The sequence below is a fragment of the Brevibacillus fluminis genome (genome assembly GCF_003710825.1).
GTDB classification, from domain to species: Bacteria; Bacillota; Bacilli; order Brevibacillales; family Brevibacillaceae; genus Brevibacillus_D; species Brevibacillus_D fluminis.
On sequence record NZ_RHHQ01000019.1, the window covers coordinates 116,612 to 138,496 of the forward strand.

A 21,885-nucleotide genomic window follows, 5' to 3' on the forward strand; every position below is an offset into this window, starting at 1 on the left:
ATGGCAACAGTAAAGTCTCGCCAAGAGGAGTACACAGAGATGGAGGCGCTTGTGGGACTGGCAGTTCGCTATCAGAAGCACAAGCCAGGGGTCAATCTTAATGTTGAGAGATTACCCCGAGACGTATTTCGGATCGAGAGCGTTCATCGGTTCGGGAAACGTGTGGTTATCAATGACGGAATCATAGTGATGGAAGATGTTCCAGCCGTCATCATGCGCGGGGGAAGGGCAGCCTTTCTCTTGCCGACAGGAGAAGAACTCTACTTTTTTGTTGTAGAGTAGCCTCCAACTTGTCTGCCTTGCACGACTGCGTGCAGGGCAGATAAAAAAAGATTTATTACTTAACATAGAATGTTTTGTTGACGGGGCAACAAGACATATAGCAAAATGGCGTTAAATGTATAATTTTGTATAAAAAGGGAGGTTTTTGAAATGATGTTGGTACATGATGCGTTAGAGCTTGTCCAACGTTTTCATGAAAACAGTGAGATGATGCTGGACAAGGATACGTGCAAGGACCGTTTTATTTCGTATGTGTTCACCGAATATCAGCAAGAGGTGCTTCAGCAGTACGATTTGGACATGTTTTATGAACATTTGGATCGCATTCAGCTTGGAAAATGCCGGATCGATTTTGACCTCGCTGTCGATCGGTGGTACCAAAGGCAGTACGAGCTTTTTTGCGAAGAGGGGACGTTCCACGATCGGTTGTTCACCATCGTAAAAGAAGTCCTGCTAAAACAAGGGGCAACTACAAAGGAACACTTGATTAATAGCCTCACAAAGTTTTTCACCGCACCGACAGGCTTTATGCAAAGATGGATGAACGACACCAAACGAAGCGTAGGAAGCTACTTTTATTACGTTTCGAAAATGGGCATTCGGACATACAACGATATCGAGGCACTGGTTGACGTCTGGGCCATTGAAAATCCAGAAGCTTTCAAAGAAGACCAACAGGAACTTCTGGCAAAACGAAAAGGAAGAGGAAGGCCCCAAAATCGGGAGTTATCGCTATTGATCAAACACGCACAGGAGATCAAACCTCAGCTCACACCTCAGGAAAAAGAGAGAATTCGCAAAATCTACTATTACTACCGCAAAAGCTTAGACATGCTAGGAATGATCGAGAAATTCCGTAGCTACCTGCTTGCCAAAGCAAAAGAGGCACAAAATAAGAAATTTACCTCGCCCAAACAACCCAACTCTATTCAGGTGGTCTAACACGTATGTACCAGCAGGTGCAAAGGTTTGTTTCAGCCTTTCGAGAGCTAGAGAAAAAGGAATTCGAGCTCTCAACCGAACAACAAGAATCGTGGATACAACTAAAAGAGAGATTAGCTTCACCGTCCGACCAGGACGTAGATGATTCACCCTACAGGGGACTGCAAACAATCGTTGTTACGGGTTTATATCCTCGAACCGGTTCCAGCTTTATTGCGAGCAATTATGCCTATTATCATTCTGGAAAATCTGTGACGACGACTTTATGCGAATTACCAGGAATCTTTTCTTCCTATTACATTTCTCTCGACTTTGAAAAGCGGGTGAGCAGTTCTGAACAACCCGACAAAACGTTGCTTCTGCAGGGACGAAAGCTGCAAATACATGCGCAGAGGCCCCGACATCGACAAATAGAACATTCAAATCATACAGACACAATGAGTTGGTTTTACCCATTATTGAAAAACACACAGCTTTTGGTTGTAGATATTTCGTCTCATTGGAATTCAGCAAGTGCTGACTGGCTTATGGGATTGGCTGATCAAATCTGGGTTGTTGTCGATACCGATTTTCCACGATTGGCACAAACGGTCTTTGATGAGCCAACTCCTTCTTGGTGGCTTACCGAAACGGACAAAATTCGCATTATTCTAAACAAATGGCCGCTGAACAGCTCGAAGGGGAGCATTTGGCGTAAAGTTCAGGGGACACTAGCAATTTGGGATGAACGTGTTGGCATGCCTCCAATCTTTTGCTGCGTGCCCTCTATGGACGAGGAAGCGGTTTTGAAAACCCAACTGGAAGCTCGTCTGTATCTTGAAATGTATCCGAATGAAAAGGAACTGATCGACCAGCTGGCTTGCCTGGACAAAGGAAGGTTTTTATGAAGAAAAAGACATTGCTCACCATCGGCGTTGTTTCGTTTGCTCTTGCGGGAGGATGCTTTTATGCCGCAACCCACTATCTCGATGAGCTTGCTCGGGAAAAGTTGTACGCTCCGGTTGTAAAGGTTGTTGCGGGAAGGGAGATCATGCCATTTGAGCCGATCACAAGTGATGATGTCGTGATTGAGCAAGAGGAAGTGGATGAGATCCTGCCGGATTCTTACCGTCGGATTGAAGATGTGCTGGGGAAACGAAGCGTGCAGCCAATCTTTGCGGGGGAGCAGTTGTTAAAGCGAAAGCTTGAGGATAATCAATTGCTCCCAGGGCCACAAAAAGCCAGGTATGAGTTTCCGCTTACGATGATGATGCCGACAACCGAGGTGCGAAAAGGCGACTATGTAAAGATCTGGGTAAAGTATAAATCGCCTGCCGAGCTTCAACTTATGCCTGCGCCAGTGACTTTTACAAAAAACAGTCAGTCTGCTGAGCTGTTGTTTGAAGGACAGCTCGCTACGGTGAAAGACAGCAATGGAATCGAAATTTATACGTTAAAACCATCGATTCTTTCAAAAGCCGATCAAATCGAAAATCCATTTTTTCATGCCGCAGAAGCAACTAAGCCTTTAGAAAGCGAACGTCGTTACCGGGACTATCGGGCGGAACCATCAGCCATTCCCGCTTTTATTGGATTCAATCTGACAGATAAAGAGTACGTCATGCTAACGGAAGCCATGCAATACGGAGTCATCCAAATCGGCAGCTATCTGAATGCGAAAGGGGAGAAGGCGCTTTGAGGGTTCTTGTCTGCTACCCGATCAAGACATTAGTCAGTTCGTTCATTCCAGCTTATTACGATGTGTTAACAGTAGAAAAGGAAACCGAGCTGGCATCGATCGCTGCACAATATCAGCCGCAAGTGGCCGTATTTTTCACCGACGCATTCACCAGGCAAGTATGGGAGTGGGTACCGGAAATGCTCAGCATCTTCTTGCCGGAGGTACCGAAAGTATTTGTGGCAACTCATCACGACCATGCCTTTGTAAAAAAAATCGTCGAAGATAAGGCTGGGCAGAGAGCCTATGTACTTCCAGCCGGGTTGACATATGCAGAAATTAAGGAGCAGCTGGCAATCATTTTGGAAGATCGCCTTTTAACGGTGACTCATCAACAGACAAACGGAAAAGTGATTGCGCTGCTTAGCTATGGATCAGCGGGAGTTACTACCTTTAGTATCAACTATCCCGTATTGCTGGCGAGACGGCTGCCATCTGCCAAAATTGCAGTCATTGATATGAATGTGGAAAAGCCTGATTTAACCAAATTTTTTCAGCTGAAAGAACTGGCCCTTTTTCGGCCTGATCTTATCGAATCTAATTTTGCGGAGAAGCGGAATTGGATGAGCCTGTTTACCCAAAGCAAGATCGCTAAAAATCTTTACTATGCTGGAGGGGCATGTAAATGGAGGGCGTACGAAATCTCGTCTCTCCTCAACGTCTTACGTTCCAGGTTCGATTACATCTACGTCGATTGGGGCTTTTGCTTCCCGGAAACGGAGGGCCTGCACAGATTGCTCGGGGAGGCGGATCAAAATTTGTTTTTTGTCCGAGCTGATCCCTTCAACTTCGAACATGCCAATCAATGGCTGCAAAAATGGGAGATAAAAGGGGTTAAGCAGCACATTTTGATCAGCCAGTTGGATCGGGAAGAATCAAGCAGCTATCACATCAGGGAAAACGGGCAGGTTTACGGTGTGCTGCCTCATGTGCCAGACGCGCGCGTCAGTCATTCTCATCGGCAGAGGAGCATATTGGTGGAGGAGTTTTTACCACCGAAAAAGTACAAGAGCAGTTTACTGCAGCTAGTCGAGGCAGAGCAAAGGAGTGTAATGAGGGAGCTGCGTTATGCTGACATACAAGGATAGGCGCAATTGGACAAGAGCCGATATTCAAAGCGTAGAAGATGTGAAACAGGCTGCCCGCGACCATTTGAACTACTTTGGCAGCACAAAAGAAGAGAAGCTGTCCATGCAACAGATTTTGGAGCTGGCTGAAAACGGCGATCGTAACAGCCATAGCCACATCACGCTTCGACTCCAGCATTATTTTGAGGAGGAGTTGGGACGTCCGGTAACGGAATCAATCTTTCCACATGTGAATGCGTATGAAGGCATAACATTCGCCACCTATGGCTGGGGAATCCTCGATGTAGTTTTGCACCTTTCCCCTTTCGTTGAGGAGGTACGGGTTTCGGCCAATCGCCAGGTTGCTTACTTGGAGCGTGGCATGAAAAAGTTTCTCGCTTATACCCCGAATTGGGATGAGGTCGTGATGCTTCAGCAGAAGCTAGCCAATTCTGCACAGCTTACCTTCAACGAAAAAAAGCCGAGGCTCAGCGGCTATTTGGACAAGCTTAAGGCTCGTCTGACCATGTTTACTTTTCCGTACTCGCGCACACCAACGATTATTGTCAGGCGATTCTCAACGGTGAACTTTTCTCTCCAGCAACTGCGGCTACAGCCATTACCTACGTTTGATGAAAAAGTTCAGTTGTTGATTGAGCAACAAGTTTATGGACGCAGCAATGTGTTGGTGATCGGCCCCATGGCAGCGGGAAAAACCACATTGATGATTTGCATGCTAAAACTGAAAAATCCGGAAACCGATTATATCACCATCTACGAGAGCGAGCACGAAATGCGATTCGCAGACGTTTGGCCGGGAGAAGTGATTGAGCTGCAAAATGTCGAAGAAATCGGCATCGAGCTGGCAAACAGCTTTAAAGATATTTACCGGTCCACGGCCAATACGGTATTGATAGGGGAAATTCGTGAACCGATTGAAGCGCATCATTTTATCAATGCCGGTATACGCGGGACGGATGCAACAATCGCTGCATTGCACGAGCGATTTCCACGACAGGCTTTAAATGATTTGACCGATCTGGTGTTTCAATATGGTGGGAGAAGCATCGAATTAACACAGGAACGCATCAGCAGAGCCGTCAACTTTGTCAATTCATTAAAGTATCGCAGCAATGGGCATCGGTATATTGATGAAATAACAGTTACGGAATGGAATGATGTGATGGCTAGAGTTGAATCAGTACCATTGGTCTATCGCAACATGACAACTGGGGAGTATGAGTGGACTGGGAAGCAGCTGCCGGATGAACTGGTGGAGCACATGTGCATGATGGGTGAAGCCGATCTGGCTGTTCTGCAGGATTTGGGGATCACCAAAGTAAGGAGACAGCTATGATTCGCTTGTTGTTTGTGCCGATGACGCTTTGCCTCCTCATTGGGTTTGTCACGTGGGGAATGGTAGCTGCAAAGACTTGGTCGACACCAAGGGTGTTTTATCCGAAAACATTGCTCGCCCTGAGGAACCGGATGCTTGCCGACGCGAATGCAGGATATCTGTATCGGCACTATTCCACCTGGTGCAGCATTGCCGGTGGCAAGCTTTTGCCAGAAGATTTTGCGGTTATTTCGTTAGTGGGTGCAGTTGTTGGCTTTATTGGCGGGTTATGCCTAAGCAACCTGACGATGTCGCTTTGTCTGTTTCTATTGTTTCTGCTTCTTCCTACTCTCATGCTATACGCGAGATACACTGTGCGGATGAATGCGATGATAAAATCGTTTGGCCAATTCGTTGACCTTTTTTCCCGGCATTACAGCAATCGGAAGAGCATTTTACCTTCTTTTCGAGACATGCTGGAAGAGTGCCCGAAGCAGCTGGAAAATGAACTAATATTGCTTATCAACAAGCTGACGGATGGAGGAAATGCGACTGCAGCGATCGAGCAGTTTGCGGAAAGGTTAAACCATGGATGGGCACAAGACTTTGCCACGTATGTCATTAGTGGGTTAGAAGGGGAAACGAAAGATATCCAAGCTTCCTTGAATCGATTGACAAACGAAATGTTTGTACTGGAAGACGAGCGCGAGGAACGCCAGAGCGAGATACATAGCATTTGGATTAGTCTCATTATTGTCATCGTGATTTGCATCCTGCTGATTCCGTATAACCAGACTCTTTTAAAGGACTCCCTGCGGCTTTACTTTTTTACTCCTGACGGCCAGACATTGCTGGCGATTGCATTGACGATATGGTGTTTCTGCGTACTGGTTGCGTTTATTTGGGGAAAGAGGCATGAATAATGATGATTTCCATTCGGTTAGCATTTCTGTTGTGCGGTGCGATCTTTATCCTCATCGCTTTGTTCCTGACCGGTCTTTATTTGATCCAGCTTAGTTGGAAGCGGCAGATTGGCTTGTCGCGGATGATAAAAAAATCATGGAAACAATTTGTCGGAACTCAAATTAGTGACAAATGGGAGCGACTGTTACTAGCGGCTGGTAAACCATTTGGTTGGGGTAAGCTGGAGTGGGTAACCGTCCAGTGGATTTGCGGGCTTATCCCTTTGCTACTTGTTTTGCTGGTGGCTTTGGTCAAGCCTACGGGTTCCTTCCCGTTTTTCAGTTTTGTCATTTTGCCTACGATCGGTTATCTTACTCCTTATTTTTTGCTGCGATGGTGGAAAGGATTGCGAGAAGAACTGCTAAGCGTAGATATTGCGAGATTTATCAATCGTTTCATCACGCTGCTGGAAAATCAGGTGCCTCCTTATCAAGCGATGGTAAAAGCCGCTCGCCCTACCCGATTGCTGAAAAAATATATCCCCAGCTTGTCTGAATGGAACAAGAGCCGCGTTGAGGCATTGGAGATGTTGAAGCAGCGGATTGGCGTTGATGATGGGGTTATCTTGGTCTCCAATATGCGTACACTGGAGCAGCTGACGGATGAGCAAATCAACCTCACCATGCAGCGTATGGAGTTGGCCATTGATAACAGGAGAATGTACAGGCATCGAAAGAAAATTAAATCGTTGGGGCTTGCCTATAGTGTTATTGTCTATCCCGCTTTTTATATCGGTTTGATCGTTGCGATGTTTCCGTGGTATAAGCTGCTCACCGAAATCCTCGATAAATATTTGGTATAGAAAGGAACCGATTCATGTGACAAAGCTGCTGTCCATTTTCGCGTGCTTGATATTTACCTTGGGAATCATCGTGACCAGTATGGGGGAAGTGAACCACGCCGTTGTAAAGGAAGATGGATTGCGGGCGAAATCGGTTCAGTGGATAGAGAAAGCGATCCCTGCCAAATGATCGATGAAGTACAAAATAGAAAAGGAGTGTTTCGGTTATGTCAAAAATGTTCTTTATTTTCCTCGCTTGCGTGATGGTGTTAGGGATCGGGGTCAGCAGCTATGGTAACGAGTTATCCCCGTCGGCTACTGAATCTGCCAGTCATATCAATCGTTCCGTGGGATCTCTCAATTACGATTCAACAGGCGAAAGCATCAAATATACGACACAAAATGGAACGCAATACACCAGCCGCTAGTCATGAACCATTTGATCAGCCTGTTGGTCATTACCGCGTTTGTCTGCACACTATGTTCCTCTTTTTGGTCAACGAATATCGAAAATCAAATGGCGGCAGGGCAAGAAATCCGTATCAAAAAGGCGACGGTGCTGGTTTTTCACTAATTTCGGGAGAAGAAAGTGGATGACAAAGCTCAAGGTATTCCTGATTTGTCTCAGCGTCATGGTGTTTGTATTTTCGGCAATCGCCTGTGTGGAAACTTATTCACTAGAGCGTTCCTTGGCCAGAGGCGTCTACACCGATCTTATGGACGATATGCAGGATATTGGCTATCTGGACAGCAGCCTCACAGCTTATTACAGGGGAAAAATGCAGGATTGGGGATGGACAGGGGCAGGAGCGGATTTTTTTGCAGGAAGCTATCCGATGAGCGAAACAACCAGAGCCCGCAAAGAAAGAGCAGAAAACGTATCGCTAACCTTGTCGATTCATCCGTCAAAGCTATCGCAATGGATGAATCTGCTGGTGGAGGGAGAGGCCACGTTTCGCTTTGCGGGCACTCGCCCCTCCGAATATTTTGATCAAGGGTGGTAGACTTGTGACCAAGTTAATATCGATGTTGGCCATTATGGTGATTGTAACCCCGCTTACAGTGAATGTGCTGATACAAGGACCGGATAATTTGCTCACGGCATGCACGAGTTTTTTCACGAAGCTCTTTTCGGCGGCGGTTCATTTCGGTACGGCCTGATGGGGCAAGTAATCACAACGATCGTAAGCATCATGCTCCTTCTGCTAGTCCCACTAGGTATTGTTCAAATTCATACTGCTTTGCAAACCGAAAATGAATTATTGGAGCTGAGTTTGGCAGCAACCAAATATATCAGTAATCACGGTGGACGAAACGATGGTGAGATAAAGACCAAGGTGAGAGCGTTTATCCAACAGGAGCTAGTGCAGAAGCGTTCTCGCCTGCAAGCAAATGATGTCCGCCTTGACGTCACCCGAATCAAAATGAATGACCCCATCCTTTGGAGCCATGAGGATGAGTTTCAGGTGAATATGGAGATACCTTACCCTGCCATTACGACGCTTTTTGCACAGTGGCAAAGACCGCTTCACGTGATGAGGATTGGTACAATCAATACGATGGATTACGACTTATAGGAGGGCATTCGTACGGGCATACATGTACTTACCACCTCCATGATGCTCTTTTTCCTGCTGCTTGGTTTGGTCGTTGTTGACACCGACTTGGCTCTGCAAAAGAAGCAAGAGGTGAAAACATTGCTGGAGTTAGCCAATCACGATGCGACCTGGGCAATCGACCAGGCGTTGAAGACGGAAGGAATCATCGATTTGGTGGAAACGGAGGCAATAAGCCGATTTGATCGCCGCATGGAACAAAATGGACGGTATCGTCGTCAAGGCGCTGTGTTTATTCCAGCTCAAAAAAGTGTGACCACTGATCAAATCGCTATTCTTCATTATTATATCGATTTTACCCAATGGCGAAAAAACACACAGCTTTCGTTGACGTACAGGGGAGACAAACTGGTCGTAGACAATGTCGCGATCGACAGTCAGGTGCAACCGTCAGGCGGCGTCCTGCAAATCACTGTCACCACCGAGTCTGCAGAGCGATTGACATTAGCGCCGAAGCGGATGATCGGCCCATCGCTGGTAGCGGTCGGATATGTAGATGAACAGCCGTTATTTCAGCTGCTGCCAGGACATTCATTCCCCGTTGTGAGTGTGGAGGAATTGAAATGGTAATATCAGGGTTTCATGTCAGGTATAAATGATTTTTCGGTGCTTAGGCTTATTTACAAGAGCCGAATTATTCTGTTAATATGTAAGAAAGCGTTTTATCGATCAGCGGTCGTTTCGAGGTTCACTCTCCAAACACCCCGTCTGCTCGTAAAGTAAAACGCATGTGAAGTGGGGTAGTCCAACTTGTACGATAAAGATACCATTTATGTCATCGGAGATGCGCAATCATCTACGAACAATCCCATTACGCAGCAATTTAGTTCTTTTTTTATTGCACTGGTCGTCGATACCACCAATAACAAAATAGTTGATGCAAGTTGTTCTGCCACGGTTCAATTAACTTCCGATTTTACTCGTTCACTATTTGTCGGCCATTCCATTTTGGCTTCTGATGAATTGGAGAACCAGATTCGGACTCGATATTTTGGATCTTCCCAAAAGGCATTGATTGTGGCCTACAAAGATGCGCAGAAAAAGTACAAATTAGCTATCTCATCTCGGCAGAAAACAGAACTGTAATGAAAAAGAGAGCTGCTTTATTTATTCGTATGCCTTCGCATACAGCGTAAATAAAACCCAGCAAATGCGAATGAATCAACGCATTTGGTGGGTTTTTGCTTTCTGTGCAAACTGGTAAAGGAGGGAAACTGTTGTTACAATTTATCATCCGTAGATTCATCTCTCTGATCGTAACGCTTTGGCTCATCGTTACACTCACTTTCTTCCTCATGCATGCGATTCCCGGTTCTCCCTTTGAAAAAGAGGGGAAAGGGCTTAGCGATGAGGTAGCGCAAAACATGATGGCTTATTACAACCTGGATAAGCCGCTATTAGTACAGTATGGTCTTTATTTAGAAAAACTGGTCCAGTTTGATTTGGGACCATCCATCGCGAACGCATCTGACTCCGTTAATAAAATGATCGGCCGCGGATTCCCGGTATCGTTTCAATTAGGGATCGTCTCCGTCCTGTTTGCCATCGTGGTGGGAATAGCGCTTGGCATAATCGCGGCACTGCGGCATAACCAAGTCATCGATTATGTTGCTATGATTATTGCCGTCATCGGTATATCCGTACCGAGTTTTGTTATCGCGACGTTATTAATCAAGTATCTGGCCGTAAAGTGGGGGCTACTGCCGACAGCAACATGGGGTACTTGGAAGCATATCATCATGCCTGCTTTGGCGCTTTCTTTTAGTCCGATTGCTATCATTGCCCGTCTTACCCGTACCAATATGCTTGAGGTGCTGACGCAGGAATATATCGAGACGGCCCGTGCAAAAGGGTTGTCACCGTTTCAAATCATTATGAAACATGCATTGCGCAATGCGGTTCTGCCTGTAGTTACTTTGCTCGGCTCGCTAATCGCCAATGTTTTGACAGGAAGCTTTGTCATCGAGAAGATCTTTGCTATCCCGGGAATGGGGAAATTTTTCGTAGCGGGTATCAACAACCGCGATTACTCGGTTATTATGGGAACGACTGTTTTTTATAGCGCATTCTTGATCTTGATGATGTTCGTCGTCGATATTTTGTACGGCATCATTGACCCACGTATTAAACTGAGCAGAAAGGAGAGTTAGGTGCATGATCGTTTCAGATGAATTATTCATCCCCATGAAAAAAGACGACCTGAATGCCGAAGCGATTGTGCGACCGCAGCTATCCTACTGGAAGGCAGCATGGATGCGTCTCCGCAAGAACAAGCTCGCACTGGTCGGATTGGTTGTCATCATCGTTCTAGCGGCGATGGCTATGATCGGTCCGGCGATTTCCGGGCATGACTATTCGAAACAATCGGTGATTAACAAAAATAAAGCGCCTTCCGAAGCCAACTGGTTTGGAACGGACGATTTCGGACGCGACGTGTTTACCCGCGTGTGGTATGGAGCACGAATCTCCTTGTTCGTCGGCCTGATGGCAGCGTTGATCGATTTCTTTATCGGAATCCTATACGGCGGTATCGCTGGGTATGTAGGGGGACGCGTCGACAATCTCATGATGCGTTTCGTTGATATCTTATATGGCTTGCCTTACCTGCTCGTTGTCATCCTGCTAATGGTCGTTATGGGTCCAGGATTGATGACCATCATCGTAGCTTTATCCGCAACTGGATGGATCGGCATGGCGCGGACGGTTCGCGGTCAGGTTTTGCAAATGAAGAGCTCTGAATATGTACTGGCAGCCAAAACAATGGGTGCAAAGCCGTTTTATATCATCCGCAAACATCTTTTACCTAACACAATCGGCATCATTATCGTCTACGTTACACTGTCTGTCCCAACGGCGATTTTCTCGGAAGCGTTCTTAAGCTTCCTGGGCTTGGGCGTTCAAGCGCCGATGGCCAGCTGGGGGGTAATGGCGAACGATGGATTGCCGACGATCTTGTCAGGTCATTGGTGGAGACTTTTCTTCCCGGCGTTTTTTATCTCTTTGACCATGCTGGCATTTAACGTGCTCGGTGACGGATTACGGGATGCATTCGATCCCAAGCAGAGGAGGTAGCGCACGTGGACAATTTGCTTGAAGTAAAAGGGCTACACGTCGCCTTCAAAACGCATGGCGGCGAAATCAAGGCTGTTCGCGGTGTTGACTTTTCCTTGAAACGAGGAGAGACGCTGGCGATCGTAGGGGAGTCCGGCTGCGGCAAGAGTGTTACCGCACGCAGCATCATGCGGCTTATCCCTGAGCATGTCGGCAAGATCACGCAAGGCAGCATTTTGTTCAAAGGTGAGGAGCTGGTTACGCTCCCGGAAAAAGAAATGCGCTCGAAGCGCGGATCTGAAATCTCGATGATTTTCCAGGATGCGATGACCTCGTTAAACCCTACGCTGACCATCGGCGAGCAGATCATGGAAGGCATCATTCGCCATCAAAAAGTGTCGCGAAGTGAAGCGAAACGTCAGGCGGTTGAAATCTTGCAGCTGGTCGGAATCGCGAATCCAGAGAGCCGGCTGAAACAATACTTGTATCAATTCAGCGGCGGTATGCGGCAGCGCATCATGATCGCTATCGCGCTGGTCTGCAAACCATCTATCTTGATTGCCGACGAGCCGACGACAGCACTGGATGTGACGATTCAGGCGCAAATCATTGACCTGTTTAAAACCATTCAGCAAAAAACAGGCGTCTCCATCATCATCATTACACATGACTTGGGTGTAGTAGCCAAGATTGCAGACCGGGTCAATGTCATGTATGCGGGGAAAGTCGTCGAAACCGGTCCGGTTCGAGAGATTTTCTACAACCCGCAGCATCCATATACAAAGGGGCTGCTGGCCTCGATGCCACGCCTTGATGCGGATCGCAACATCCCGCTGAGTCCCATTCCGGGAACGCCGCCAGATTTGTTCGCGCCGCCGGTTGGATGCGCATTTGCGGCCCGTTGTGATTATGCTTTGGAAGTGTGCCGTAAGCATCAGCCTGAACAGACCGATGTGACGGCGGCTCATCAAGTGACTTGTTGGCTGCAGGACCCGCGTGCTCAAAAGGCATTGCAGTCACTTACCAAAACTGGCTCGTAAGAAGATGTTTGTAGGAAGGGATGAACTGTCGCCACAGGCGCCTGTCATCTTCCATATATACACACATGTAAAAGGGGGAAACATTCAGTGAAAAAAAGATCATCGATCATGCTCTCCGTTTCATTGGCAGCTTCCATGTTAGCAGTAGGCTGTTCATCAAATGAACCAGCGCAAAACAATCAAGCGGCACCAGCGCCATCTGACAGTTCCAAAGAAACCCCGACACCACAAGACCAACATTCAAAACTTTTGCTCCTGAACAACCTTAAAGAGCCGACTTCTTTGGATCCGCCAATCGGTTTCGACCAAATTTCGTATGACATCCTGAACAACATGATGGAAGGGATGACTCGCCTCGGCAAGGACAACAATCCGGAGCCGGCGGCAGCGAAAGAATGGAAAATCAGCGAAGACGGAAAGACCTACACATTCCTTTTGCGTGACGGAATCAAGTGGTCGAATGGTGACCCTGTTACCGCTCAAGACTTCGAATTTGCTTGGAAACGTCTGTTAGATCCTCAAACGGCATCCCCAGCAGCTTTCCTGGGCTATGTGTTTGAGGGTGGAGAAGCGTTTGGCAATGGCAAAGGCAAAGCGGAAGATGTCAAAATCAAAGCGCTTGATGACAAGACATTGGAAGTGAAACTGGCTTACCCGGCACCTTATCTCATTCACATGGTTTCCAACCCAGCTTTCTTCCCGGTTCATAAAGCAACCGTAGAGAAAGATCCGAAATGGGCTGCAGATGCCAAAACAATCTTGAGCAATGGACCGTTCAAGCTGACTGAGTGGACACACGACAGCGAAGTGAAAATGGTCAAAAACGAGAACTACTGGGATGCTGCTAACGTCAAGCTTGACGGCGTGACGTGGAAAATGATCGATGATGAAAACACTGAATATCAAATGTACCAGAACGAAGAGCTGCACACGTCCGGTGTTCCTGCGGATATGGCAGATCAATTGTTCAAGGACAATAAAGTAACGGTTGCAGACAGCGCGGGTACTTCTTTCTACCGTTTCAACGTAACGAAAGAGCCGTTTGACAATGTAAACATCCGTAAAGCGTTCAGCATGGCAATCGACCGTCAAACATTGGTTGATTACGTACTGCAAGTGAAACAAAAGCCGGCATTTGCATTTGTATCGCCAGGCATGGCTGATCCGGCAGGCGGCGATTTCCGTGAAGTTGGCGGCGACTATGTGAAGTTCGATGCGGCAGAAGCCAAAAAATTGCTGGAACAAGGCATGAAGGAAAAAGGCTACAAACAATTGCCGGAAGTGACGATGAGCTATAGCAGCGGCACAACGAACGAAAAAGTCGCTCAAGCCCTGCAAGAAATGTTCAAACAAAACATCGGCGTAGATGTAAAAATGCAGAAGATGGAAAGCAAAGTGCTGACAGCCGAGCAGAAGAAACTCCAGCTGCAGCTGTCCCGTTCTTCCTTCTTGCCTGACTTCGGTGACCCGATCAACTTTATCGATGGCTTCCAAACTGGCAACCCTATGAACCGTACTGGTTGGAGCAACCCGAAATTCGACAAGCTGATCAAGGATGCATACAACCAGCCGGATAACAAAAAACGCTTCGAGCTGATGCATGAAGCGGAGAAAACGCTGTTTGAAGATGCGCCAATTGCCCCATTGTACTTCTACAACAGCACATACCTGCAAAGCGACAAAGTCGAAGGCATTGTGCGCCATGCATTGGGCTATATGGACCTGAAATGGGCTGACTTAAAATAATAAAATAATGCGCCGGGGGTAGTCATTCGCGTTTAGTGAATGATTCTCCCCCTTTTTTTACCAAATTACCGATGAAATCAGGTGAAAATCGTGACGATGAAGCTGAAACCAGCAACGTTGCAGGCGGGTGATACAATCGGTATCGTGGCTCCGGCGAGCTGGCCAAACGCGGAGAAAGGGCTGCGCGGGGCGAAATGGTTTGAACAGCGAGGCATTCGGGTAGAATTCGGGACTTCGCTTTCACGGCAGCACGGCTATCTAGGTGGAACCGATCAAGAGCGGGTGGATGAGCTGCATCAAATGTTTGCCAACCCGGCGATTAAAGGGATTTTTTGCGCATGTGGCGGTTATGGAACAGGTCGAATCGCATCGATGCTCGACTATGATCTGATCCGCCAAAACCCTAAAATTTTCTGGGGATACAGCGATATTACCTTTTTGCTGAATGCGTTTTATCAAAAAGCGGGTTTGGTTACGTTTCACGGTCCGATGCTCAGCTCTGATATTGGCCAAGACGATGTGCATCCCCTCACGCTGGACACGCTTGAGCAAGCTTTTGCGCCTATAAAGTTCACTTATACGGAAGATATTTCACCGTTACGTACTTTGGTGGAGGGTGAGGCAACCGGCGAGATTGTTGGCGGTAACCTCTCGTTATTGACGAGCGGGATCGGAACGGAATTTGAGATTGATACAAAAGGAAAGCTGTTGCTGATCGAAGAGGTAGATGAAGATATTTACCGCGTCGATCGTATGCTGAATCAACTGAAGATGGCAGGCAAGTTTGACGATGCAGCGGGGGTTCTGCTGGCTGATTTCAAAAATTGCGAAGCGGGGAAACGTTCTCAAACGTTAAGCCTGGAGCAAGTTTTCATCGATCATATCCAGCCTGCAGGAAAGCCTGTGCTAAGCGGATTTTTGATTGGGCACTGCTCGCCGAATTTCGCAATCCCAATCGGGGCGCAAGGGACAATGAATACGTATAAAAAATCTCTACTATTGGAGGAATCCGGTGTTCGCGCGTAGTCTAATACAAGAAGAGCAAGTGAAGGTGGAGTCAAATATGATTATTCAGGACATCGAGGTAAAGCGGTTTTCTGTACCGCTGAAGAAGCCTTTCAAAACTGCCCTGCGCACTGCTTACAATCTCGATTCGATCCTTGTCAAAATCACCTGCGACAATGGAATGGTCGGGTGGGGGGAAGCGCCCGCGACGATCGTGATAACCGGTGACAGCATTGAAAGCATTGAGGCAGCAATTGTAAATACGATGAAGCCGCAGTTGATCGGCAAAAGTCTGCTGGCGTACGAGCAAGTGTTCCATACGCTGCACCAGTCCATGGTGGGCAACAGCAGTGCGAAAGCTGCTGTAGATATGGCTCTGTACGATTTGATCGCACAACGCTGCAATTTGCCACTGTACCAGCTGCTGGGTGGTTATAAAAATCAGTTGGAAACCGACTACACCGTAAGCGTCAATTCTCCGAAGGAGATGGGGGAAGACGCGTTGGAATACTTGAAGCAAGGGTTCAACGTGCTCAAAATCAAGGTAGGCAAAGATAATATTGACGAAGACATTCTGCGTATTCAGGAGATTCGCAAATCGGTCGGCAACCAGGTGAAAATTCGCCTCGATGCGAATCAGGGCTGGGATATGAAAGAAGCAATTCGTTCGATCCGCAAAATGGAGGACATGGGCCTAGACATCGAGCTGGTGGAACAACCGGTAAAAGCTCATGATATCGAAGGTTTGCGTCGCGTCACCCATGCCGTTGATACACCGGTTATGGCGGATGAAAGCGTATTTTCTCCTGCGCAGGCATTTGAGATCCTGCATACGAGAGCAGCCGATCTGCTCAATATCAAGCTGATGAAATCCGGAGGGATTTTCAAAGCGCAGCTGATCAACCAAATGGCGGAAGAGTGCGGTGTTCCATGCATGGTAGGCTGCATGATCGAATCGCGCTTGTCAGTCACGGCGGCAGCGCATTTTGCAGCAAGCAAGAAAAACATCACTCGCTTTGATTTTGACGCGCCGCTCATGCTGTTGAACGATGTTGTGGATGGCGGTGTGCGCTATGATGGGCGCTTAATGACATTGCCTGATTTGCCGGGCTTGGGCATCCGCTCGGTAAACGTGTAGAGGAGTGTTGGAAAAATGAAAACAGCGATCATCTCAGTATCCGTAGCGACCGTTTGGACAAATCCGGAGAAACCATTGGAAAAGGATCAGGCCGCGTTAACCAACCCTGTTGATGTGAGAGGGTGGCTGGATTCCCTGTCGGTTGATGAAAAGCTCGGATTTTATGACAATAATGCGATTCAAACACAAGCGCTGTACGGCACTCGTGTTGAAATCATGGAAGAGCAAGGGGAATGGGCGCATATCCTGATCCCTGATCAGCAGTGCCGAAAAGATGAGCGAGGCTATCCAGGGTGGGTGCCAAGCCGTCAGCTGGCAGCATGGAATGATGCTTTCGATGTACAGGATGGGCAGCAGATGGCCCAGGTGACTGCATCGTTTGCTCGCTTACACAATGCGGCTGGGCAGCCGGGCATTGAACTGGCGTTTTTGACTCGATTGCCGATTCTGGTGGAAAATGACGGTTGGGTCAAGGTCGCGACAACAGACGGAGAAGGTTTTTTGAGACGTGAGGATTTGGCGATCATCCAGGCAAACCGTCCTGTTGACATAAAAGGCAACCGCGGCGAAGCAATTGTCGAATCGGGCAAACGGTTCCTAAACCTGCACTATTTGTGGGGTGGCATGTCCTCCTATGGCTATGATTGCTCCGGCTTTGCCTACAACATGCACCGTTCCGTGGGCATCCAAATCCCGCGTGATGCAGTCGATCAGGCGCAGGCCGGCCAATGGGTGGAAAAAAGCGAGTTGCAACCAGGCGACCTGCTGTTTTTCGCGCATGAAGAAGGTAAAGGAAGAGTCCACCACGTGGGCATTTACTATGGAAACAATCAGATGATCCATTCGCCTGATTCACTTTCCAGCATTGAAATCGTCAATTTGACAGGCTACAAGCTGGAGAAGGAACATGTGATCTCACGGAGATATTGGTAAATCCGAAATACAGCAGGAGGTTTGGCCGGGTGCAAAAGAAGAAGCTCGTCGAGGTGAAAAACCTCAAAAAGCACTTTAACTTGGGAAAAGATCAACTATTAAAAGCGACCGACGATGTATCGTTCGATATTTATCAAGGAGAAACCCTTGGGCTGGTGGGCGAATCTGGGTGTGGAAAATCCACCACCGGACGCACGGTCATCGGACTGTACGGACCGACAGCAGGCGAGGTTTTGTTTGACGGGCAAAATGTGCACAAAGCGAAAGGCTCGCAAAAGCAGAAGCTGACCAGTAAAATGCAGATGATTTTCCAGGATCCGTACGCTTCGTTAAACCCGCGGATGAATGTGACGGAAATCATCGCCGAAGGCATGGCGCTCAATGGCCTATATAAAGGAAAGCAAAGGGTGGAGCGTGTCATCGAGCTGCTCGAGATGGTCGGTCTTCAGAAGGAACACGCCAACCGTTTTCCGCATGAGTTCAGCGGCGGGCAGCGCCAGCGGATCGGAATCGCCCGTGCCCTTGCTGTGAATCCTGAGTTCATTATCGCCGATGAGCCGATCTCTGCCTTGGATGTGTCCGTACAGGCGCAGGTGGTCAATCTAATGAAAAAGCTGCAGCGTGAGAAAAATTTGACCTATCTGTTTATCGCGCACGATTTGGCGATGGTTAAGCATATCAGCGATCGCATCGGCGTCATGTATTTGGGCAATTTGGTGGAGCTGTCTGATAGTGAACAGCTGTACGACAATCCCAAGCATCCGTATACGCAAGCCTTGTTGTCGGCCATTCCGATGCCCGATCCGGATTTGGAGCTTAGCCGGGAGCGCATCATACTGGAAGGCGATGTACCGAGTCCGATTAATCCGCCAAGCGGTTGTGTGTTCCGCACGCGCTGTCCAGTCGCGAAGGACATTTGTGCGCAGCAGAAGCCGATTTGGCAGGAGGTGGCACCTAAACATTTTGTCGCCTGCCATGTCTATCAATAAAAAGTGAACGAACAAGGCCCTGATGAACGCAAAAGGAGCCTTGTTTTCATTTTTTGGGCCAATTTCCACTAAACATCTATTTATCCTCTTGTTAATATTCTGTAAATTGAGAAGGAATCCATTTCTTTTTGTCGAAATACGCTGTAAGTAAGAACGAGTACTTCCTGCATCAGCTATACTTCTAGTGAAGCGAGGGTTGCAGATGAACGTGAGCCACTCCTCTTTTGAAGCTTCACCCCGTCGTTGGCGGAATGTTGAAACCATATTGGGCATAGTCGTCCCTAAGTCGCTGAAGTCGGATACTTCTGTCCTGATCTTTTTAGAAGAGGTAGCTGCGACACCCATGATGGAAAAAGATGAAGAAATGGAGTGCTTGATTCGTTATCAACACGACGGTGACCTAGAAGCACGTGATCGGTTGGTACGTGCTTATTTGCGTTACGTCGTCAGTACAGCACTTCGTCACTTGAAAAAGGGCATGCCGTTTCTTGATTTGATTCAAGAAGGAACGTTCGGCTTATTTACGGCAATTGATAAGTTTGACGTAAACAGAGGCGTGCGGCTTTACCACTATTCACACTGGTGGATTTCACAAGCCATCACCCGGTCGATCAGTGATAAGGGACGCTTGATTCGCATTCCCGTGCACATGCACGAACAAATTCGCCAATACCAGAAGCATGTCATGCAACTGGCCAATTTGCTGCATCGGTACCCCGACCGCAATGAGCTTGCGGCGTCGCTCGACATTCCTTTGGAGAAGGTTGACGCGATTGAGGCTGCGATCATGATGCGGATGGAGTCGTTGGATGAGCAATTGTATGATTGTTTTGACGACATTCAACGCGATGAGGAGCTGCTAAGCTATGCGGAGGTCGTCGATGACGGCGAAACCTCCATAGAAGACCACGTTGAAAAAGTGGATCTCAAAACGCAGATGCTGGCAGCGCTGGCCCGGCTGAATCCGCGGGCACAAGAGATTATCGCCATGCGCTACGGCCTCTACGATGACCAGATCTACACGCTTGAAGAGGTCGGCAAAATGTTTGGGCTTACTCGTGAGCGAATTCGCCAGATCGAAGCGACAACGATCGATCGCTTGCGAAATCAAAAAGGCTCCCGACAGTTAAAGGAATATCTTTCTTGATTTACGGGCATATAAATGAGGAAATGACAGCCACACGAGGCATCGTGTGGTTTTTTTGTACAGACATCCCATGCCGCAACTGTATAGAGTGCCTCTCGCGTTCGGCGTGATTCCTATTTTGTGGTACACTAAACGCGAATACAACTTATTGGGCAACAAGGAAAGGGAGGATTGCACCGTGAAAGACTACATGGTACGGGCAACCGGTTTTGGAGGCAACGTTCGCGTGTTTGCTGCGCGCACGACACATATTGTAGAGGAAATTAGAAAGCGTCATGACATGTGGAACACAGCAACTGCGGCTATGGGACGCACGCTGACTGCTACAACCATGATGGGAGCGATGCTCAAAGGAGACGAATCGCTTTCTGTGAAGATCAAGGGAGGAGGCCCTATTGGCCAAATCATCGCGGAAGCAAATGCAAAAGGAGAAGCGCGTGCATACGTAACCAATCCGCAGGTTCATTTTGAACTGAATGATAAAGGAAAGCTCGATGTGCGCCGTGCGGTAGGGATGGACGGATTTTTGTATGTGACAAAAGATTTGGGCCTGCGCGAGCCGTATCAAGGAAGCGTGCCAATCGTCTCCGGAGAGATCGGCGATGACTTCACGTACTATTTCGTAGCATCCGAGCAAACACCGTCAGCTGTTGGTGTAGGTGTACTAGTGAACCCTGATGACCGTTCTGTTTTGGCTTCCGGCGGTTTCATTTTGCAATTGCTCCCGGGTACGACCGATGATGTCGTGGCACTAATCGAAGAGCGCGTTTCCGGGCTGCCGCAAGTATCGCGCATGATCGGCGAAGGGTTGACGCCAGAAGAGATTATCGAAAAGATCGTCGATGAGCCGAATATTCACGAGCGGATGGACATAATTTTCACGTGTACGTGTTCGGAAGAGAAAGTGAGCAAAATGCTGATCACGCTGGGGAAAGAAGAAATCCAAAGCATGATCGACGAGCAAGAGTCTGCCGAGATCCATTGCCACTTTTGCAACGAGCGCTACCACTATGATAAAAAGCAGCTGGAGCAAATTCTTCAGTCCATGTAAGGCGCAGGAAATGTCTTCAAGAAATAATTGACGTTTCTGAATATAGTCTGCTATAATAATGCCAATAAAACCTAGCATTTTACTTGGTATTGAGGAGGACGGGAAACATGCGAGTTGCTCAATCGATTACCGAATTAATTGGTTACACACCGCTAGTAAAACTAAACCGTGTTGCAACTGAAGATATTGCTGATATTTATTTGAAGCTGGAGTTTTTCAATCCGGGTAGCAGCGTGAAAGACCGGATCGCGCTTTCCATGATCGAATCGGCGGAACGTGAAGGTCGTTTGAAGGAAGGCGATACCATCATCGAGCCAACCAGTGGAAACACTGGGATCGGTTTGGCGATGGTTGCTGCTGCAAAAGGCTACCGCGCGATTCTTGTCATGCCTGACACCATGAGCTTGGAGCGCCGCAATTTGCTGCGCGCGTACGGTGCGGAGTTGATTTTGACACCAGGCGCAGAGGGCATGGGAGGAGCGATCCGCAAAGCGGAAGAAATCGCCCGCGAAAACGATTCCTACTTCATTCCGCAGCAGTTCAAAAATCCAGCAAACCCTGAGGTGCATCGCCTGACAACAGGTCCTGAGCTCGTGCAGCAAGCAAAAGAGCTCGGCGGCATTGACGCATTCATCTCCGGAATCGGCACAGGTGGGACGATCACAGGTGCTGGACAGGTGCTGAAAGAAGCGTTTCCTGAGGTGAAAGTAATCGCAGTGGAACCTGCGGCTTCCCCGGTATTGTCCGGCGGCAAACCAGGTCCACACAAAATTCAAGGTATCGGTGCGGGCTTCGTTCCAGATACGTTGGATACACAAGTTTATGATGAGATCATTAAAGTAGAAAATGAGGAAGCATTTGAGGTGGCACGCCGCGTCGCTCGCGAGGAAGGTGTTCTGGTCGGGATTTCCTCGGGTGCAGCGATTCATGCAGCTTTGCAAGTGGCGAAACGTTTGGGCAAGGGCAAAAAGGTAGTCGTCGTGATTCCGAGCAATGGCGAACGTTACCTCTCTACACCATTGTTCCAATTTGAAGATTAATTGCGCCTGATATGATATACTGAGTGAGATGAGCCGAGTAT

General features: G+C 47.9%; 26 protein-coding genes. All 26 read left to right on the forward strand.

What is annotated here, in order from left to right; translation table 11 throughout:
* The 26 genes from EDM56_RS23165 (at window position 1) to cysK (ending at window position 21,844) form a co-directional block, all read left to right on the forward strand.
* Window positions 1-282 carry a hypothetical protein gene (locus EDM56_RS23165; RefSeq protein ID WP_122920300.1) on the forward strand — a complete coding sequence of 94 codons (282 nt, stop codon included), beginning with the start codon at window positions 1-3 and terminating at the stop codon, window positions 280-282.
* A 150-nt stretch (window positions 283-432) separates the two neighbouring features.
* On the forward strand, window positions 433-1,224 hold the full coding sequence (locus EDM56_RS23170) for a hypothetical protein (RefSeq protein ID WP_122920301.1): 792 nt from the start codon (window positions 433-435) through the stop codon (window positions 1,222-1,224).
* Window positions 1,225-1,229: 5 nt separating this feature from the next.
* Window positions 1,230-2,111 (forward strand): P-loop NTPase family protein, encoded by an 882-nt coding sequence (locus EDM56_RS23175; RefSeq protein ID WP_122920302.1) that lies wholly within the window; start codon window positions 1,230-1,232, stop codon window positions 2,109-2,111.
* Window positions 2,108-2,902: an SAF domain-containing protein gene (locus tag EDM56_RS23180; protein ID WP_122920303.1), complete on the forward strand. Its 795-nt coding sequence runs from the start codon at window positions 2,108-2,110 to the stop codon at window positions 2,900-2,902. The genes EDM56_RS23175 and EDM56_RS23180 overlap by 4 nt, the downstream gene beginning before the upstream one ends.
* A complete protein-coding gene (locus EDM56_RS23185) occupies window positions 2,899-4,029 on the forward strand; it encodes a CpaE/TadZ family protein (protein WP_122920304.1) in 1,131 nt (376 codons plus the stop codon). The genes EDM56_RS23180 and EDM56_RS23185 overlap by 4 nt, the downstream gene beginning before the upstream one ends.
* The gene (locus EDM56_RS23190; RefSeq protein WP_122920305.1) at window positions 4,010-5,365 is read left to right on the forward strand and encodes an ATPase, T2SS/T4P/T4SS family; all 1,356 of its coding nucleotides are present in this window, start codon (window positions 4,010-4,012) and stop codon (window positions 5,363-5,365) included. Before EDM56_RS23185 ends, EDM56_RS23190 begins: the two co-directional genes overlap by 20 nt.
* Entirely contained in the window at window positions 5,362-6,267 is a 906-nt protein-coding gene (locus EDM56_RS23195) for a type II secretion system F family protein (RefSeq protein WP_122920306.1), read from the forward strand. The genes EDM56_RS23190 and EDM56_RS23195 overlap by 4 nt, the downstream gene beginning before the upstream one ends.
* Window positions 6,267-7,109 (forward strand): hypothetical protein, encoded by an 843-nt coding sequence (locus EDM56_RS23200; RefSeq protein ID WP_122920307.1) that lies wholly within the window; start codon window positions 6,267-6,269, stop codon window positions 7,107-7,109. The genes EDM56_RS23195 and EDM56_RS23200 overlap by 1 nt, the downstream gene beginning before the upstream one ends.
* A 16-nt stretch (window positions 7,110-7,125) precedes the next feature.
* Complete coding sequence (locus tag EDM56_RS31585; protein WP_183192560.1) at window positions 7,126-7,278, forward strand: hypothetical protein; 153 nt, start codon at window positions 7,126-7,128, stop codon at window positions 7,276-7,278.
* Between the two features lie 37 nt (window positions 7,279-7,315).
* Window positions 7,316-7,516, forward strand: coding sequence for a hypothetical protein (locus EDM56_RS23205; RefSeq protein ID WP_122920308.1), 201 nt, complete (start codon window positions 7,316-7,318; stop codon window positions 7,514-7,516).
* Window positions 7,517-7,681: 165 nt separating this feature from the next.
* On the forward strand, window positions 7,682-8,092 hold the full coding sequence (locus EDM56_RS23210; RefSeq protein ID WP_122920309.1) for a hypothetical protein: 411 nt from the start codon (window positions 7,682-7,684) through the stop codon (window positions 8,090-8,092).
* Between the two features lie 4 nt (window positions 8,093-8,096).
* Window positions 8,097-8,249: a hypothetical protein gene (locus tag EDM56_RS31590; protein WP_183192561.1), complete on the forward strand. Its 153-nt coding sequence runs from the start codon at window positions 8,097-8,099 to the stop codon at window positions 8,247-8,249.
* Entirely contained in the window at window positions 8,249-8,665 is a 417-nt protein-coding gene (locus tag EDM56_RS23215; protein ID WP_122920310.1) for a hypothetical protein, read from the forward strand. Before EDM56_RS31590 ends, EDM56_RS23215 begins: the two co-directional genes overlap by 1 nt.
* Window positions 8,666-8,704: 39 nt before the next feature.
* Window positions 8,705-9,274 carry a hypothetical protein gene (locus tag EDM56_RS23220; RefSeq protein ID WP_342772410.1) on the forward strand — a complete coding sequence of 190 codons (570 nt, stop codon included), beginning with the start codon at window positions 8,705-8,707 and terminating at the stop codon, window positions 9,272-9,274.
* Window positions 9,275-9,454: 180 nt separating this feature from the next.
* Window positions 9,455-9,790 carry a DUF3870 domain-containing protein gene (locus EDM56_RS23225; protein WP_122920311.1) on the forward strand — a complete coding sequence of 112 codons (336 nt, stop codon included), beginning with the start codon at window positions 9,455-9,457 and terminating at the stop codon, window positions 9,788-9,790.
* A 131-nt stretch (window positions 9,791-9,921) separates the two neighbouring features.
* The gene (locus EDM56_RS23230) at window positions 9,922-10,854 is read left to right on the forward strand and encodes an ABC transporter permease (RefSeq protein ID WP_122920312.1); all 933 of its coding nucleotides are present in this window, start codon (window positions 9,922-9,924) and stop codon (window positions 10,852-10,854) included.
* Window positions 10,855-10,858: 4 nt separating this feature from the next.
* Entirely contained in the window at window positions 10,859-11,776 is a 918-nt protein-coding gene (locus tag EDM56_RS23235; RefSeq protein WP_122920313.1) for an ABC transporter permease, read from the forward strand.
* A gap of 5 nt (window positions 11,777-11,781) precedes the next feature.
* Window positions 11,782-12,795 (forward strand): ABC transporter ATP-binding protein, encoded by a 1,014-nt coding sequence (locus EDM56_RS23240; protein ID WP_122920314.1) that lies wholly within the window; start codon window positions 11,782-11,784, stop codon window positions 12,793-12,795.
* An 87-nt stretch (window positions 12,796-12,882) separates the two neighbouring features.
* Complete coding sequence (locus tag EDM56_RS23245) at window positions 12,883-14,541, forward strand: peptide ABC transporter substrate-binding protein (protein WP_183192562.1); 1,659 nt, start codon at window positions 12,883-12,885, stop codon at window positions 14,539-14,541.
* Window positions 14,542-14,637: 96 nt separating this feature from the next.
* A complete protein-coding gene (locus tag EDM56_RS23250; protein ID WP_122920315.1) occupies window positions 14,638-15,567 on the forward strand; it encodes a S66 peptidase family protein in 930 nt (309 codons plus the stop codon).
* 37 nt (window positions 15,568-15,604) lie between these two features.
* Entirely contained in the window at window positions 15,605-16,684 is a 1,080-nt protein-coding gene (locus EDM56_RS23255) for a mandelate racemase/muconate lactonizing enzyme family protein (protein ID WP_122920316.1), read from the forward strand.
* Window positions 16,685-16,699: 15 nt separating this feature from the next.
* On the forward strand, window positions 16,700-17,617 hold the full coding sequence (locus tag EDM56_RS23260) for a C40 family peptidase (RefSeq protein ID WP_122920317.1): 918 nt from the start codon (window positions 16,700-16,702) through the stop codon (window positions 17,615-17,617).
* A 29-nt stretch (window positions 17,618-17,646) separates the two neighbouring features.
* Window positions 17,647-18,606: an ABC transporter ATP-binding protein gene (locus tag EDM56_RS23265; protein WP_122920318.1), complete on the forward strand. Its 960-nt coding sequence runs from the start codon at window positions 17,647-17,649 to the stop codon at window positions 18,604-18,606.
* Window positions 18,607-18,808: 202 nt separating this feature from the next.
* A complete protein-coding gene (locus tag EDM56_RS23270; protein WP_122920319.1) occupies window positions 18,809-19,753 on the forward strand; it encodes a sigma-70 family RNA polymerase sigma factor in 945 nt (314 codons plus the stop codon).
* A gap of 178 nt (window positions 19,754-19,931) precedes the next feature.
* Window positions 19,932-20,804 (forward strand): Hsp33 family molecular chaperone HslO, encoded by an 873-nt coding sequence (hslO, locus tag EDM56_RS23275; protein ID WP_122920320.1) that lies wholly within the window; start codon window positions 19,932-19,934, stop codon window positions 20,802-20,804.
* A 107-nt stretch (window positions 20,805-20,911) separates the two neighbouring features.
* On the forward strand, window positions 20,912-21,844 hold the full coding sequence (gene cysK, locus EDM56_RS23280) for a cysteine synthase A (protein WP_122920321.1): 933 nt from the start codon (window positions 20,912-20,914) through the stop codon (window positions 21,842-21,844).
* The last annotated feature ends 41 nt before the right edge of the window (window positions 21,845-21,885 follow it).